Consider the following 14,767-nt stretch of genomic DNA (forward strand, 5'->3'; position numbering starts at 1 on the left):
CGCCTTATTTCGGAAGTTTGAGGAAGGCCTGCTGGCCATGCTTGCGGATGTAGTCCGCTTTGTCGCTGGCGCTCATTTCGGAACGTTTCAGGCTGCCACCGCCGTTTGGTTTGTGTACGCCCGCGCCGGTACCTTCTGCACGTGGGAACAGATGCGGAGCCGTCTCCTTAAGAGACTCCGCCCACTCAAGCGGGCTTAGTGGAGTTTTGCCGTCTTTACCGAACAGGACATCGCCATTTGCATCAACTGCTACGGCCTCGCCTTCGTCGTTGAGCTGGAATGTGCCTTTGGCACGCAGAATCAGATCGTCGGATGCTTCCGGCAGCGCGCCAGCTTTTAAGGCTGCTGCACGGATTGCATCGCCCAGAACCCGGTCCCGGAATTTGTTGGAGAACGCTTCGGCTTTGTCGGCGCGTTCATTTGCGGCTTTAATCTGCTTATCAACGTCAGCACGCAGACGCTCGGTGCGCTTATCGAGCACCTCATCAATTTTCCCGGCGGCAATCAGCTTTGCCTCTTCGTCGTCGGAAAAACGCTGGAGGATCCCACGTACAGCATCAGGATCGATACCATCGAAGCGTGACAGGGTTTCTTTTTGCTGCTTGATGGTGCCCAGCAGCTCAGAGTTTTTCGATTTCAGGCCTGTAACTTCGCTGGTCACGCGCTCATCAATAAGCTTCTGGATTTCTGGCGTGATTTCGATACCACCGCCACCGCTGCCCTCTCCACCACTTTCTGGTGCGTAAAATTTCAAGAGCATGTTTCGAATTAACATAATTTCCCCTTGGGATTTTGCCGGGCCTCGCCCATAAAAAAGCCCCAGCGGATGCCAGGGCGTGAAGTATGAAATGGTTGTTAGATGTCAGTGCCTGAGAGCTGCTTCAGACGTTCCAGGCTGATCCATTCGCCTTTGTCTGTGAACATATCAGCCAGGTCGATTTCACCCGTGCGGAAAAGACGGCCACGCTCGGCACCCAGAACCTGATCCTGCCTTTGAGCTGACTGACGCGCGAGCCATTCCAGATACGAGGTTTTCCCCGGTACCTGTCCATCCATGCTGGCACGAGTGCCCTCGTCCATCTCGTCGATCTCAATGCCGAGTTCGCGCCAGGACTTGAGAATTAGGGTTTCAGTAGAACGGCAGCAGAAATGAATTTTCCCTGGTCCCTGCAGATAAGGCACCTTATGCCCGACCGGTTTGTTATCCAGGGTGTAGCGCAGCAGGTCACGAATAATGCAGTCATGGCTTGTTTTATTGTCCAGCGTAGACAGCCACTGTTTGCCTTTCACGATATCGCTGTTGGCGCTGGTAAAGCTGTTACGCGCGGTGGCGGCCAGATGATTAACGGCCGTTTTAGCGATGCTGGCGGCGTTTGCCCTGCTCATCTGCAGCGCGCCGTCGCGATAATCTTTATTGGCGTGGCCGCGAACATTGCGCGCGATTGTTTCTACCGTGTCGCCGGCAAGATACCCCCTGCGGACGGCGTTCACGATCCGCGCCAGCCTGTCCGATTCCAGATTATCCGCCCACTCACTCAGCAGCCGCCCCTGAAAGGGTTGCGCCATCGCTGCGGCATACACCATATCGGCGGTGATGCCCTGCAGCGGATAGTGAGACAGAACCTGTGATGGCAGAAGGGAATCGAACAGGCTCAGCTGATAACTGGCTTCGTTCTTTGCCAGCGCCACCAGCTCACCCTCGAGCCCTGCCTGCATGGTAGCTACGGCCTGATGATTAAGTTCGCGTACGCTGCCCAGTAAACTCTGCAGACGGCTAACGGTGAAGCTCTCAGGAGGCAATCTGTCCAGCGCATCCAGTAGACGTGCCGACAGGTCAGCATCCGTCTCGTTAAGCAACTTCACCATCCGGTTTGCCACGCCGGTGGCGTAGCGGCTTAACCAGATGGAATGTGCGATTGATTCATCGCGCAAGCTTTCGTTTACTGTTGCCATATCAGCCACCGGTCAATGTGGGGGCTTGGTTGCGAAGTGCATCAATCACTTCGTCCGGGCTGTCTGCCGGGTCGATAAGGTCAAGCTTCTGCAGTGCGCGAATCATATCGCTGTCGCGCAGCGCACCGGACTGCCAGGCATTGACGATTGCCGTCACCATGCCCGACTCGGCAACCTTCGCAATGAATTCCTGGTTGATCGTGTAGCTCGTCGATTCGCCCTTGATGCCGAGATATTTCGCACACCAGGCAAGCGCCAGCGTGTAGGCCTCAGAAACGTTTGAAACGCAGATACCGAGCACGGATGTTGAGGATGTTTGCTCACCGCTCGCCTGGGTAGCAGTCTTCGCCGTGGCGTTCTGCTCAATCAATCGGGCGCCCAGCTGCACCATGTAATCGCGTTTGCTGTCCATGGCCTCTTTAGCCAGCATGTTCGGCTGTGCCTGGGCATAACCAAATGAGCCCTCCTTGGGAAGCAAAAGCGGTGATCGGGAACCAATTTTCACGCCCTTCTTCTCGAGGTGATCGCGCCAGCCGGTATCAAGTCCAGTCATATACGGCTGCACCTGTCCACAGAACCACACGCTGTCCTCATAGTCAGCGCTGTTTCGGTAATGTCCGTGGTTTATCTCCACCAGCGCAGCCAGCGGGGAATCATCGATAGTGGGATCGTTGTTCTGAGCACCGACAAAGGTGAACGGTATTTCGTCCCAGTAGTCCTTTCCTTTCGGCTTAGGGTGGTACTCACTGTCAACGGTGTAGGTTCCGCTTGCGGTGCCACCAGCCCGACGCCATACACGGCATATGAACCGCCCTTCTTCCAGCGCCAGCTCGCGGTACTGGATTTCATCCTTGTACGCGTAACCATCTGGCTCTTCTACGCATTCGCGCAGGACCACAAGCACCAGCTGATCGCGTCCGTTAATTCGCTTTGTTCGCCAGTTGATAATGTTCTCTGCCGGATAGCGGAGGATGATCGCCTCATCGGATGCTTCTGCGTAGTCAACATAAAGTCCCTCTCGTGCCACCTCCAGGACGTTCTCGGTCACCAGTTGCGACTGCTGGTAGATGCTGGTACCGGCCCCGTCAGCATTGTCCAACAGGTATTTCAGCTTTTCAGGACCGTTAAACGTGGGGTCCTTGCGATATGCCATCCCAAGCATGCCGATCTTCGTATTGCCGGCAATGGCGTAGAACACAGCGCGGCTCAGATAGTCCTCATTACGCTTTTTATTGCGTAATGATTTATCGGTTGGGTCGAGATACGGCAGATACTTATTACCTGCCGCTTTTACGGCCTCGGCCCCTTTGCAAAAGTCCCTGTATTTCCGCCAGGCAGCAGAAGCCGCCCGGTGTTCTGGTCGAACCCAGGTGATGTCGTCGTTTGCCATATCAGAAAGTGGTGCCCATGGTGATTGAGTATGCCGGTTTCACGATCGGGTAATCCTTCACGATGAAGTACCCACCAGCATCATTGGGGTGATCGTTATCAGCTGATTTGTCCGGTTCGCCATTGGCCGCCCAGATTTGCTGTTCGAGGCTTTCGGTGTAAACCGGGCAGTTCTGGACGTTGACCAGATAGCGGCGTTCGCCGTTGGCGTTACAGAACATGGCGTTCATCGAGTTGATACGGTCCTTAACCGGCGGGTTGGCATCATCAACAATGACGCTGAATCCGGCTTCGTTGAGCTGGGCGATATCGGTCTTACTGGCGTTCTGGGATTTACGGGAATCGCCTGAGGCATCCGGGTAAATATAAATCTCCCGGTTTTTCACATAGCGGCCATCCTCGTAGCGCCAGAATTCCTCCTGAATGCGCTTAATCATTGCCGGCGTGTCGTAGACCTTCACGAGTTCACGAACCGCACGCGGCAAGCCGTTACGCTTTACGTGAACAATCGCGGCCATTTTCCCCACGTTGAAGTCCATACCGATAAACAGCGGATCCCCATCCTGAATCTCGTCAGAACAGTTATTCAGCTTACGGTTGAACGTATGGTAAATGGTCCCGCTGTTGAGGTTGGTGAACTTCCCTCGCAGATAGGCCTGAATCAGTTCGTCAGGGTATGAGCTCAGAAGCGATGGAATGTAGTCAGGCGGCAGGTTCTTCGCGTTGTCGAACGTGCTGGCCTGAATCAGTCCATACAATGCGGCAAGCTCTGTTTTTTCACGCACCGCCTTCACGAACTGCTGGTAGACGAACTTGAAGCCCTCCGGCGTAGTCGTGACATCGATGCCGTTACGCAGTCCATCAACCTTATAGCGCATACGAGCAATTATTTTTCGCCATGCCTGCTGTGCTTTGGCCGCCGCCATGACATCCAGTTCATCCACCATCGCATTACCAATTTTGAAACCGACTATTGAGCCGGGCTTCTCCATTGAGCGGCAGATGGTTGTCCCGCGGTACCGTCGCCCCTCGTAGAAGTGAACCTCTTTATTCCCCTCGTTGATTTTGACGGTTAGCCCCCAATCGAAGGCTACCTCTTCAATTGTCGGGTAGAAGATGTCACGAATCTGCGGGTACGTTGGCGCGAAATACCCCTGGTTAATTTTTGGGTGTTCCCACATTCCCTTACAAATGCCGCCGCAACCCACCCACGTCTTACCCGAACCGAACCCAGCAACGTAGGCTTTAAACTTGTGCTGCATTGCGAGGAAGCGCGCCTGAGGAATGTTAAGTGTCGGGCTGATCCCCATCTTCCGCCCTCGCGTCCACTATGTTGATATTGATTTGCACTGGGGTCGGTTCGTCATCATCACCATCACCAGCCAGCTCTTTGCGGATTTTTTCCACTTCCAGCTGTCGGCGTTCGATTTCGATTTGCTGCAGCCGCTGCGCGAATTCGCTATCAGCCAGGCCAAGGCGCTTCATAACAGCTTCAAACATGCGCTCACGGCTGATGGCTGTAATCTCAACCCCATTTTTGCCCAGCTTGACGCCGGAATAAGCGAGTGCTGCCGTTGCGGGTAACTTACGAGTATCAGCAAAAAATGGCTGACCTATACCATCGCCATTGCAGCGTGGGCAGGCTGGGTTAGGCTCTCGGGTGTGGTCGTAGCCGTAACCACCAACATCGACGGGCTCGCGATTTTTCCGCTCAAGCGCTTCGAGTCTTTTCTCTTCGAACTCCACCATATCGCGCCATTGGTACTGGTGACCGAAGCCCCAGCAATAACGACACGCGCCGCGGCGATACTGCGATAGCTGGTTTGCATCGAAGGTGGCAAGCTGCCACATCTGCGCGAGGACTTCATCGGCACCGCCAAGCGTGCGCGCAATGGACGCTTTTTGCTGCTGCGCAATAGCCTGCGCAACTGAAGTTTTCTGAAGGAGTTGATAGCCGATTTGTTCAGCTGATTTTTTACTGTAGCCAGCCCGGATAGCTGCCTGTTTGGCATTGCCATCCTTCAGGTATTCTGCGACAAAGCGTCTTTGCTGTGCCGTTAACCCATCATCATCCACCAGCTCATCTGCGCTTTTATCTTTCTGCGCAGTGCGCAATTTTTGCTGCGCAGATTTTTGCGCAATTTGCGCAGAGGGTTTCTTGATGTATCGGCGGGCAGTAGCGTAATTCAGTCCCTGCGCTTCACACCATTCCTTCGGTGATACGCCGGTTGCGGCATGTTCGGACAGGAACCGTTGCTGAAGCTCGCCCCAGTCCGGTTTTGCCATCGTTTACTCCAATAAAAAAGCCACCAGCGGACGCCAGTGGCTTGGGTGTGGTAATCAGGAATGGATTCGAACCATTGAGCCAGAAGATATTGGTCGTCTGCACCATCCTCCAGCTTATAGCAGCGTCACGCTTCGTCCGTATCGGTATTACCCGACATCTCGCGCACCTGATTAATGCTTATCAACTTCACGGGATATCTTTCAACTTATCCGCCAGTAGGGATAACAAAACGCCCGCGCCATCCCGGGCTATTCTGCGCTAACTTCACGCCATTTTCTGTCGACACCTTTAATCCACTCGACCACTAGCGCGTCATTGTGAATGTCGTAAATTTCTACCTGGTCACAATTAGCTGAATCTCTGGCCTCAGAAGCGAAAATTTCTGCCTCTCTAAGATCAGTTGCTGAGCGATAAACGTCTCGCCATCCAGCAGCTCTCTCATATGAATCGTATGCAAAAACTATATAGCGCTTCATTGTCGCCCCGTCTAAACATCCTCTTGAATGCAAGAACATTATCACAGGCACTCAGTGAATGCCTGCTGTAATGCCTATTCTCTGGGGAGGGTGACGAAGTTTGGTTGCCGGGAAAGGCTGGTTGCATATAAAGTGAATGTAAAAAAACCGCCAAATTGGCGGTTTTGTCGTGTGACTTATTTTTCTAAAGCTGCCTGAATAGCATCTGCTAATCCCTCAATCCCAGCAGCAGTCTTCAATAAATCCTCGTTGACTCTGGAAACCGTAGATTGATGATGGTTTCCGACACTATGTTTTGCGATTTCTAAAGCTGCTTGCACAGCCAACAGTCGTTTACGCTTGTTAATAAAAGCTTCTCCGCTGTCACCATCGTGATTGAAGTATCCATCTAGCATTATATGCACTCCTGTAAACCACACAATTTGTGGCATTACATTAACTTGGGGCATGCTGATAATTTTCAAGTGAATTTTTCACTTTCTGGTTTTCTCGATTTCACGGATTCCCGCGAAGTTGTTGTTGCCCTTCTCAATGACGGCCAGCAGCGGCTTTATCCACAAAACCGCCTGGCAGTACGTCATTGAGCTGGCGGAAGCGGAACGATCATCGGCTGCGTCAGGTCTGTTGGTATCGGTGTGCATGGCGCTGGCACGTAAACGGTACGCGTATTCGAGCAGCCCACCAGCAATGTCAGCAGGAACAGGCAGATCACAGGTTTTTTCACGACGGAGAATCTCCCGGTATTCGATTACGGTTTCTTCGGTGCTGGTGTCGATCAGGGAGTTAAGCCTGTTGGCATGTTCTGCAACCTGATTGAACCGATTGAAGTTGAATGACTGTGTGGCGATCACCTTCGCCTGCAAGGAGTTGTCACTTCGCAGAACGTCGTTATCACTCTGAATGCTGCTGACGTCTGAGCAACTCTTTGCGAGCGCTATAGACAGACCAGCTATGATGACAACGCCAATAAGACCAGAATTAATTTTCATTGGTCCAGCCCCCAGCACGTCAACGCACTTTCCTGATCGCGCCGCTCGACTTGCCCATAGCAGCCATTCTTCTGGCCTTTGGTTAGTCGGCAATCACGGCCGCCGTCTTTAATCCACCAGCGGATTGCTTCGCATGCACCTTTACGATCACCGGCATTAATGCGCTTATAGAACGTGGACGGGAAACACTTACCCGGCCCGATGTTGTACGGGCAGAAAGAAGCGATCCCGGCTTTCTGCGGTTCGGTTAGCGGCACCGTAATATTGCGGTTAACCCACGCCAGAGCCTTATTGCGTTCGATGGCGTTTACCTGGTCGCATTTCGCCTGAGTCAGCTTCATGCCCGGCACAACCGGTTTACCATCAACCATTGTGGCACCACGGCAAATCGTCCAGATACCACCACCATCTTTGTACGCCGTGAGGCTGTTACCCTCTTTCTCATTCAGAAACTGATCGAGAATGACGGATGCCGGCGCACCAGCGAGTACCAACCCCAGAACAGTAGCACTCAATTTTGCTCTGGTTCCCATCACTCACCTTCCTTTTGTAATGCCTCTACGACCACGCTTGCAGCTGCAGGACGTTCGTGAAGAGGTTTGTCACCAACGCCTTTCAGGTAGTCATTGACCATTTTTGTTCGCTTCTCGTCCTCTTTACGCCTGCGGTGTGCATCTACACGCCCGTTGATGTAGGAGGCAAGCGAGATAAGCAAACCGGCAGCGCCAAAGAACATGAACACCAGATCCTGAGTGGTAAATCCAATGGCTGAAGCCAGAGCTGCTACCCACGCGAAGAACTGCGTGAAGATGTTCCCTGAATCATTCATTTTCATGGTCTCTCACCTCGCTGTGTGCGGGTGCTGTTGCTAGAAATAAAAAAGGGTGCCAAACGGCAACCTTATGATGATCTAAACCTGCTTGAGCGCCCTTCTCATGAGGAGTGCAATAAATTAAATAATCCTTAAGAGAGCTATTTAACCCATTAAAATAATTAACTATTCAAATAGTTATTTATTGTTATCATTTGGGTTAAGTTAAAGAAAATCTTCTTAGGGATATAAGACATACAAGCGGGCATGCACTGGCTTTATTAATGCGGAGAGGATTGATGTCGTTCTCCGCACTTTTTAGTGCTTACATCTGGCTACCAATGCCACTAGTCAAGACATTAGTGCCAGAAACGCATTGAGACATTCATCCACCTCTAATTATGCCCACCCCATTCAGAAGATTTGAGTGAATAAAAAAAGCCCGCTTTTGAAGGCGGGCTAATGAGTTGACTATTGGTAAGGTAGGTGCGAGTAGTACCTATGCTCAGTAGTGAAACTGTATCGGCTGATTCACGTTTGGTTCAGGAGAACCACCTAGCATTCAGTAACTTTCACAACTTAAAGCGTAGCAGCAGTTAGCAAATACATAAAAAAAAGCCTGCATTTTGCGGCAGGCTCTCAAGGAATTTGAAACTGTATTGTTGTTGTCATGGTGCCGGGTGCCTCCCGGTGTCTTTACCCCAGTCAGCAAAGACGCGTGCATACCTGCAGATAGCAGTTGACTGGAACGCCCTTTCGCTTAGAAAGGATTCACCACAAAAATAATTTACGCGCTAATCATTCTGTAGGTCAATCGGTTATTTCTGGACAAAAAAAAGCCCACTCAGCGAGCAGGCAACCAGACGTTAACAGCATGCACGCTGTTAGCAAAAGCACTGAGGACATAGTACTTCCATATCCATTCCACCGGATAATTAGAAGAGTAGCTCTAAAGGTATAAAGTGCAATAAATTCAGTGGAATATATTTTAGTGGCTTATTGGTGGAGCAAGGGGGCCCGCGAGAACCTCAGCTTCTCCGTTGTCGCAGATGTCGTCACCCTGTGTCAGATGCCAAATACCATTAAAAGTAAGTCCTGTCTCAAGGTCTTCAGTAACGCCATTGCTGTAGTAAGCAACCTGCAGTCTGCCGTTGTGTTGAATCCAGTAAAAGCCTTCTGTCATCATTCCCCCTCCTCTTTGATATAGAGATTATAAGAGGCAATGAATACTGATGATTTTAGTAATACTTAAATTGCTATTAAGCAAAAAGCCCCACGGGGTTAACCGCAGGGCTTTAAACGAAGGCAATAACCCATCGTTAAAGCAAAATTACCACAGATTCGGGAAAAGTAAATAGCTCACGATAAAATAACGCCCTATTTTGTTATCTGCTTAAGCTGTGCATCAGCCCATGCCTCTTCGATGTCAAACTTGGTGATTAGCTGATCGTAAAAGGGCTTAACTGACTTCTTCCAGGTATCGAGGCTGATTGCATCCGTTATCCCACATACAGCTGCGTAAGCCTCAGTTGATGGAATTCGTTCATAACCTCGGCCACTGCAGCGTTTGCAATTAGCCAGAACCGGAACGCCCTGCTGTTTTGTAAGAGCCTGATTAATGGCTTTCCCGCGTCCATGACAATCTCTACAGGCACAACTAACAACCTTCTTGCCCTTACACTGAGGGCAGAGAACGCGTGCAACCTCCCTGACCTGCCTGAGCACCTCATAGTCGGAAGGGTGAATATCTTCGACGCCCATATGCAAAGACATCTTCACGAACTTCTTATCTTTTGCCGGAGTGTGAGACTTCATGCTGAATACCTCAGCGTCAATAAACCCTTCCCCATTGCAGCCATCGCACTGCTTCACGCTGGCGGCGCTGCGGGAATAGTCCTCAAACGCGAAGGTGGCCAGCTGGTGCATCACTAATGGCTTAACCCTGGCATCGAGTTTGCGAAGTGCAGCAACCCGATCGCACTTAGTCAACGCGTACTGGGCCAGCAATTCGATCGCCCTCTCCCGGTCATTGTTGCTGATACCCATCTTCCCGAGAAAGGCGCTGTATCCCAATACTGCCCGTTCTTGTGTCATACCCATAGCGGCCATGATATCCGTCCCGGTTAATGAGTCTGACGCAGTAGCACGCGGAGAGTCGCTAATCATTGTCGATTTGGCGAAGTGATATTTGAGGGTATTTTCAAGATTCATGCGGTCTCCAGCTCGGTAATGGTGAGTTCTAATTTCCCGCCCTTAACGACAGGCATTTTCACAACGCGATAATCAACAACCTGGCAGTCATCCAGCCAGAATCCCGCCTTGGTTAAAGCGTCGAAAGCAGCTTTCTGCAGGTTATCCAGATCGCGGCGCCGGCGGTCGGGCATGTGACATTCAATTCGGATTTTGAGTGGTGCCGCCGTTCGGATATTTAGCCGGCCGCTTCGAATGATACTGGCCACGGCATAGCGGTACGCGACGCCATCAGCGCTAATGTGCGTACGCCCACGGTTGTGCCGGTAATACCGATTATTGCTCGGCGGCCAGGGCAAAGTGATTTGATATGTCTTCACGTTCACCCCCACATCCGGTTTCGCCAGCGGCTATCCGGGCGCGCTGGTGTATTTGAGGTCGGCAAGAATGCACTTACAGTCCAGGTCACGTAATCCGGATTAAGGCTACGCTCAACCCGAACGCCGCGCGCTTTGTAACGCTTAACCAGTTCGTCGGCTTGTTCGGTGCTGCAATCGGTGTGGTGGAAATAGGAGTATTTCATCGCTGATACTCCGGTACTTTGAAAAAATCGCCATGAAGCTTCATTGCCTCCTTGCAATAAGCATCAGCAGCATCTTTCTCGCTTAAATAGAGGCCAATCCGCTTGCATTTTCCGGCTTCTTTTATCCATATCTGCGCCACCCATTTTTGGTGCTGAGAATCAAAACTCACGCCTTTGTATTTGCTCGTAGTCCCTCTTCGATTGCTCCTATTTTGAGCATTCTGAGATTTCGTAGCAGCACGCAGATTGCTGAAGACATTGTTTGAGGGATTGTTATCAATATGGTCAATTTCATTTTCTGGCCAACTACCAGTCATGTATAACCACGCCAATCGATGAGCAGCGTAAAGCTTCCTAGAAAGGCTTATTTTTATGTAACCCGAGGGGGTTCTGGATCCGGCTATACGGCCAACCTGAGCTCGCTGACCAGCATTCATAGCCCAAGTGAAAACGCCAGTTTCAGGGTTGTAATGCAGCAATTCCTTCAGGGTTTCGGAGGTTAATTGTTTTGAGCTTTGTTTCATGTCCCTCACCCCGCAAAACCAAGCAGCTGAGCGGCGACATTTTCGGCCTCATCACGGCTGCGGAATGAACGGGACAGGACCCAGCGCCAGAGAACATCGAGCGCAGCTTTATAGAGCTGCTGGAATTCGAGCTCGTCCATGTTGGCGAATGAGATGCTACGAGAATGCTTTTTGAGTGTGCCGTCAGGTAGCTGAATGGCATCAAAGTGCCCTGCCTCGACGATCACCCAGGAGCGGTAGGCATCGAAGGATTTGCACAGGCTAATCCCGTTCGTGACGCGCCGGTAAGCAACCTGTTCCAGATACTGCTCAGCAGCATCGATCAGCGCGCCCTCATTGCCGGCATACGAAGCCAGGAACTTGGCGTAGCCAGTAATCAGCTTCCTCTCGTTACTCGAGATAGCCCCGCCGGTTGGTTCCCAGTATTCAAAACCGAGATTGAGAAGCGCGAAAAAGCGCCGGTGAAATGCCGGGTTTCGTACCCGCCTGAACTCGGCAACAAGAATATCGCCGAGCCGGGTTTTTGATTGCAGGATATCCCTGGTCTCGGGCGTAGCCGGGATCAGTATTCCTGAATGGTGTTTGATAAGTTGTAATTCTAGCGCCATGGTTCTCTCCGTGGCGCATCAGGTATAGGTTGTTCAGGCCTATGAAAGAATAATATCAGACGGTTGTGTAACTCGGTACCCCAGTCGTTTTGCAAATTGCATAAACCCGTTGAGAGTGAATATTTCTTCCTCTTCGAGCAACGGTCGTAATGAAACTATTCCATTTACTCGATAAACCAGATATCTGCCCTCAGCCGGGAAGCTATAGATAACTGCTTTATCGGCCCTTCTGACCACGTCGTACCATTGATCATCTGCATTAAAGGCATCTGCACTACACACTATTTCCCCCAGAGCGACTTATTGACGCGGTAAACAGAAATCGGGAACAGCCAGGGGAACGCAAACAGCGATACTCTTTGAAACTGCTCCAGTGAAATTCACGCGATTAATAAAACCACTCGTCGGCGCTTTCCCAGGTCTCCTGCACGATTTGCTCAACCTCTTTCTTGTCGCCCCCGAAAACACTCAGACCATCATTGCTGGCACGCTTGATCGTTAGCTGACAATTATCAAACTGCTTGCTGAGCCTTTTGAGCAGTTCTGACTCTAGTGCAGGTATAGCTCCATCAGGAAGTTTCTTCATGCGATCAATGGCTAACTCGATTTTCATTTTTCCCTCCGCAATGAATTACTGTATGTAAATACAGTATACTTATAAACTTATGTAGCGGATTTTGCAACGTTCTCAGAGCTCATAAAGTAGCCTACTCAGATGATGTCCCCCTAAACAAACAACAGGTTACTGCATTAGTAAAGACTTGTTGCGTCTGAGGATTACATGTTTTGTGGTGAAAGTAAGACTGATGGATTGGATACACAGCACAGCTCACTAACACCATTTCATGCCCAAACTCTATGGCGAGAACCTCACTTGCAGGCCCTCACTTCGGGACCATCGTTAAAGTATCCGTTGCGTAATGTTCTCATTATTTGAATTAAAGATTTCGCAGTCTTTGCCGATACTACTCTGGTCCTTGCTTGTGACACTTTCAGTGTTCAGTGCTGTTTGCCTTGGCCATCCGGACTGATTACATACCGCCTCATAATATCTGGCTCAACGAGTTGCACCAGAAGGTGAATGGCAAGATCGCTATAGCTCTTGAACTGAAGAAAGGCCCGGTATTGTATGCTCTTCAGAAGTACCCTTTTGTCACTGTCTTTCCTGTACACGCGTTGTCATTGGCCCGCTATCGGCAGATCTTCCGGCAAATGGTAGTCTAGCTAATCAGAACATACGACGAGCGTATTGACTCCTTATTCGGTACGCCTTCGGGAAGGGAACCGTGAATCGGGCCGCACATGCTTGCCGCATTTAGTGATAACCGTAACCGCTTCTACAGCACCGAAGAAAATCAAAGCTACGCTAGCATAGCACCTGTAGCCGAGCGAAGCGGCCAAAATCCTGGGTATACTGGCGCTGGCGGTGTGTGAAGTTCATCCGACTGACATTCGTGAGATGGACTGTGAAGAGGAGTAACTCATCGTACTAGGCCAGACAGTATTATCAGGGGCAACGTGAAAAAGGAAAACCTCATCAGTCCGCGGTGCGGGCTAAGACTTTCAAATGGATAAGGATCATTTACCGCTGTTTAAAGACCAAAATCCTTGATAACACGCGAAATATTTGCTGGCGCAGGAAGAACGAAAAACGTCCTTACTGGTGACATAAAAAGCTTGTCGAATGTCTTAGGGCGTGAAGCGGAACATCGTGTTATTTTGTTGAGTGAGCGCTATTTATAAGGTGCGCGGTTTCCTCAATGAGGGTACTGGCTGGCATCCTGCAATGATGGAGAGGATGAATGGCAAGTGATTTAAGTTAGTAATATACTTATTATCCTCTTCTTGGCGTTCAATCAAACTTGGTCTTTTTGATACTGGCTACCATTCCCAGCAAACGACGGGTATCTTCCATAATTTGCCTGGCATTGCTAGTTTCAAGATGCCCTTCATGCGCCAGGACACACCACAACATAAGAAGCGCTTCAGCACAAAATCTGTTAGTCGCAGGCATTTCATAACGGCGACTTACGTAGAACTGTATTAAATCTTCTGTTCTGGCGGTCAGTTGTTCATAGCTTATTGAAAAATTCACAGGTTCTTTCATCTAAATGGCTCTTATAAATATGGCCCAACAATCCCGACCGTTCCATGTTTATCTACACGAAATTTATCTTTCACGTAAACAGGGACGTTCCATAACCTTAAAATTATGGGCCGTGAAGTAAATGTTTTGGATTACAAATAATAGCCACACTGTACTTTCAGTATTTGAAGAAAAATGTGAAATATGTAACATATTTACACGTACCCATTTTTGCTTAAGCTGCACTGCCTTCCGTTCAGCAGAATGGTGATCATTTGGAAGGACAAAAGTGATAAACGGCACAGTGACGGATAATAAATGTTTACTAGCTTAATCGTACTGTTGACAGAGCTAAGCCCGCAGCAGCGGGCTTGTAAACCTTTAACCATTTCGGTACACCCTGCAGTAGTAGGTTGTCAACGAACAACCAGTACAGGACATTTTGCATGTCGCACGACAGCTGAAGCGTTAGAGCCTAAGAGATAGGTTGAGATACCAGGCCTGTGAGAAGCAATGATAATTAGGTCAGCATCAATCATTTCAGCAAACTTGAGAATTTGATCCTTTGGAGACCCAGTTACTGCATGCTTTTGTATCTTATTAGCAGGTATTCGAAATTGCATAATTATATCATCAAGTTTAGATAGAGCAGCCTGCTGTAAATCTCTCATCTTGGGCATTTCGGCTGAGTAAGCGATACCCAATGAAGAATAGTAAGGTAATGAAGGAATTACAGTAAGGAAATGGACCTTGGTCGTGTTAAGCACTGAATGCGTTTGGACGAAAGGGATAACCTTATGCGTTAGTTCAGTCTCAGAAATATCAATAGGAACCAGAATTGAATTATACATCATGTCCTCCAGTTACTTGT

Annotated in this window: 18 protein-coding genes and 1 pseudogene; 1 reads left to right on the forward strand and 18 read right to left on the reverse strand. The window is 49.9% G+C overall.

Annotated features, from left to right (window positions below; genetic code table 11):
• Positions 1-4: 4 nt before the first annotated feature.
• The 16 genes from OWK27_RS17185 to OWK27_RS17265 all read right to left on the reverse strand — a co-directional run bounded on the left by OWK27_RS17185 (position 5) and on the right by OWK27_RS17265 (position 12,423).
• Positions 5-775, reverse strand: a complete 771-nt coding sequence (locus tag OWK27_RS17185; protein ID WP_267590842.1) for a hypothetical protein — start codon at positions 773-775, stop codon at positions 5-7.
• A gap of 80 nt (positions 776-855) precedes the next feature.
• A complete protein-coding gene (locus OWK27_RS17190; RefSeq protein WP_267590843.1) occupies positions 856-1,953 on the reverse strand; it encodes a phage minor head protein in 1,098 nt (365 codons plus the stop codon).
• A gap of 1 nt (position 1,954) precedes the next feature.
• Positions 1,955-3,343, reverse strand: coding sequence for a DUF4055 domain-containing protein (locus OWK27_RS17195; RefSeq protein ID WP_267590844.1), 1,389 nt, complete (start codon positions 3,341-3,343; stop codon positions 1,955-1,957).
• Between the two features lies 1 nt (position 3,344).
• Positions 3,345-4,652, reverse strand: coding sequence for a terminase large subunit domain-containing protein (locus OWK27_RS17200; RefSeq protein WP_267590845.1), 1,308 nt, complete (start codon positions 4,650-4,652; stop codon positions 3,345-3,347).
• The gene (locus tag OWK27_RS17205) at positions 4,630-5,628 is read right to left on the reverse strand and encodes a terminase small subunit (RefSeq protein ID WP_267590846.1); all 999 of its coding nucleotides are present in this window, start codon (positions 5,626-5,628) and stop codon (positions 4,630-4,632) included. Before OWK27_RS17205 ends, OWK27_RS17200 begins: the two co-directional genes overlap by 23 nt.
• Positions 5,629-6,281: 653 nt before the next feature.
• A complete protein-coding gene (locus OWK27_RS17210; RefSeq protein ID WP_267590847.1) occupies positions 6,282-6,500 on the reverse strand; it encodes a hypothetical protein in 219 nt (72 codons plus the stop codon).
• Positions 6,501-6,578: 78 nt separating this feature from the next.
• A complete protein-coding gene (locus OWK27_RS17215) occupies positions 6,579-7,094 on the reverse strand; it encodes a hypothetical protein (protein WP_267590848.1) in 516 nt (171 codons plus the stop codon).
• The gene (locus OWK27_RS17220; protein ID WP_267590902.1) at positions 7,091-7,627 is read right to left on the reverse strand and encodes a lysozyme; all 537 of its coding nucleotides are present in this window, start codon (positions 7,625-7,627) and stop codon (positions 7,091-7,093) included. Before OWK27_RS17220 ends, OWK27_RS17215 begins: the two co-directional genes overlap by 4 nt.
• Positions 7,627-7,929, reverse strand: a complete 303-nt coding sequence (locus OWK27_RS17225; protein WP_048338962.1) for a hypothetical protein — start codon at positions 7,927-7,929, stop codon at positions 7,627-7,629. The genes OWK27_RS17220 and OWK27_RS17225 overlap by 1 nt, the downstream gene beginning before the upstream one ends.
• 964 nt (positions 7,930-8,893) lie before the next feature.
• Complete coding sequence (locus OWK27_RS17230) at positions 8,894-9,088, reverse strand: hypothetical protein (RefSeq protein WP_047352380.1); 195 nt, start codon at positions 9,086-9,088, stop codon at positions 8,894-8,896.
• Between the two features lie 194 nt (positions 9,089-9,282).
• The gene (locus OWK27_RS17235; protein WP_267590849.1) at positions 9,283-10,116 is read right to left on the reverse strand and encodes an antitermination protein; all 834 of its coding nucleotides are present in this window, start codon (positions 10,114-10,116) and stop codon (positions 9,283-9,285) included.
• The gene (gene rusA, locus OWK27_RS17240) at positions 10,113-10,475 is read right to left on the reverse strand and encodes a crossover junction endodeoxyribonuclease RusA (RefSeq protein ID WP_267590850.1); all 363 of its coding nucleotides are present in this window, start codon (positions 10,473-10,475) and stop codon (positions 10,113-10,115) included. The genes OWK27_RS17235 and rusA overlap by 4 nt, the downstream gene beginning before the upstream one ends.
• A 2-nt stretch (positions 10,476-10,477) precedes the next feature.
• The gene (locus OWK27_RS17245; RefSeq protein ID WP_267590851.1) at positions 10,478-10,678 is read right to left on the reverse strand and encodes a hypothetical protein; all 201 of its coding nucleotides are present in this window, start codon (positions 10,676-10,678) and stop codon (positions 10,478-10,480) included.
• Positions 10,675-11,202 carry an HNH endonuclease gene (locus OWK27_RS17250; RefSeq protein ID WP_267590852.1) on the reverse strand — a complete coding sequence of 176 codons (528 nt, stop codon included), beginning with the start codon at positions 11,200-11,202 and terminating at the stop codon, positions 10,675-10,677. Before OWK27_RS17250 ends, OWK27_RS17245 begins: the two co-directional genes overlap by 4 nt.
• 5 nt (positions 11,203-11,207) lie before the next feature.
• Complete coding sequence (locus tag OWK27_RS17255) at positions 11,208-11,810, reverse strand: DUF1367 family protein (RefSeq protein WP_267590853.1); 603 nt, start codon at positions 11,808-11,810, stop codon at positions 11,208-11,210.
• A gap of 388 nt (positions 11,811-12,198) precedes the next feature.
• Positions 12,199-12,423 carry a DinI family protein gene (locus OWK27_RS17265; RefSeq protein WP_014832176.1) on the reverse strand — a complete coding sequence of 75 codons (225 nt, stop codon included), beginning with the start codon at positions 12,421-12,423 and terminating at the stop codon, positions 12,199-12,201.
• 440 nt (positions 12,424-12,863) lie between these two features.
• Here OWK27_RS17265 and OWK27_RS17270 point away from each other — a divergent pair.
• Positions 12,864-13,482: pseudogene (locus OWK27_RS17270) on the forward strand (transposase); the annotation flags it as partial.
• A 180-nt stretch (positions 13,483-13,662) separates the two neighbouring features.
• Here OWK27_RS17270 and OWK27_RS17275 read toward each other — a convergent pair.
• Positions 13,663-13,917, reverse strand: a complete 255-nt coding sequence (locus tag OWK27_RS17275) for a hypothetical protein (RefSeq protein ID WP_267590855.1) — start codon at positions 13,915-13,917, stop codon at positions 13,663-13,665.
• A gap of 395 nt (positions 13,918-14,312) precedes the next feature.
• Positions 14,313-14,747, reverse strand: coding sequence for a universal stress protein UspF (uspF, locus tag OWK27_RS17280; RefSeq protein WP_267590903.1), 435 nt, complete (start codon positions 14,745-14,747; stop codon positions 14,313-14,315).
• Between the last annotated feature and the right edge of the window lie 20 nt (positions 14,748-14,767).

Source organism: Enterobacter cloacae complex sp. 2022EL-00788, from assembly GCF_026627565.1.
GTDB classification, from domain to species: domain Bacteria; phylum Pseudomonadota; class Gammaproteobacteria; order Enterobacterales; family Enterobacteriaceae; genus Enterobacter; species Enterobacter pasteurii.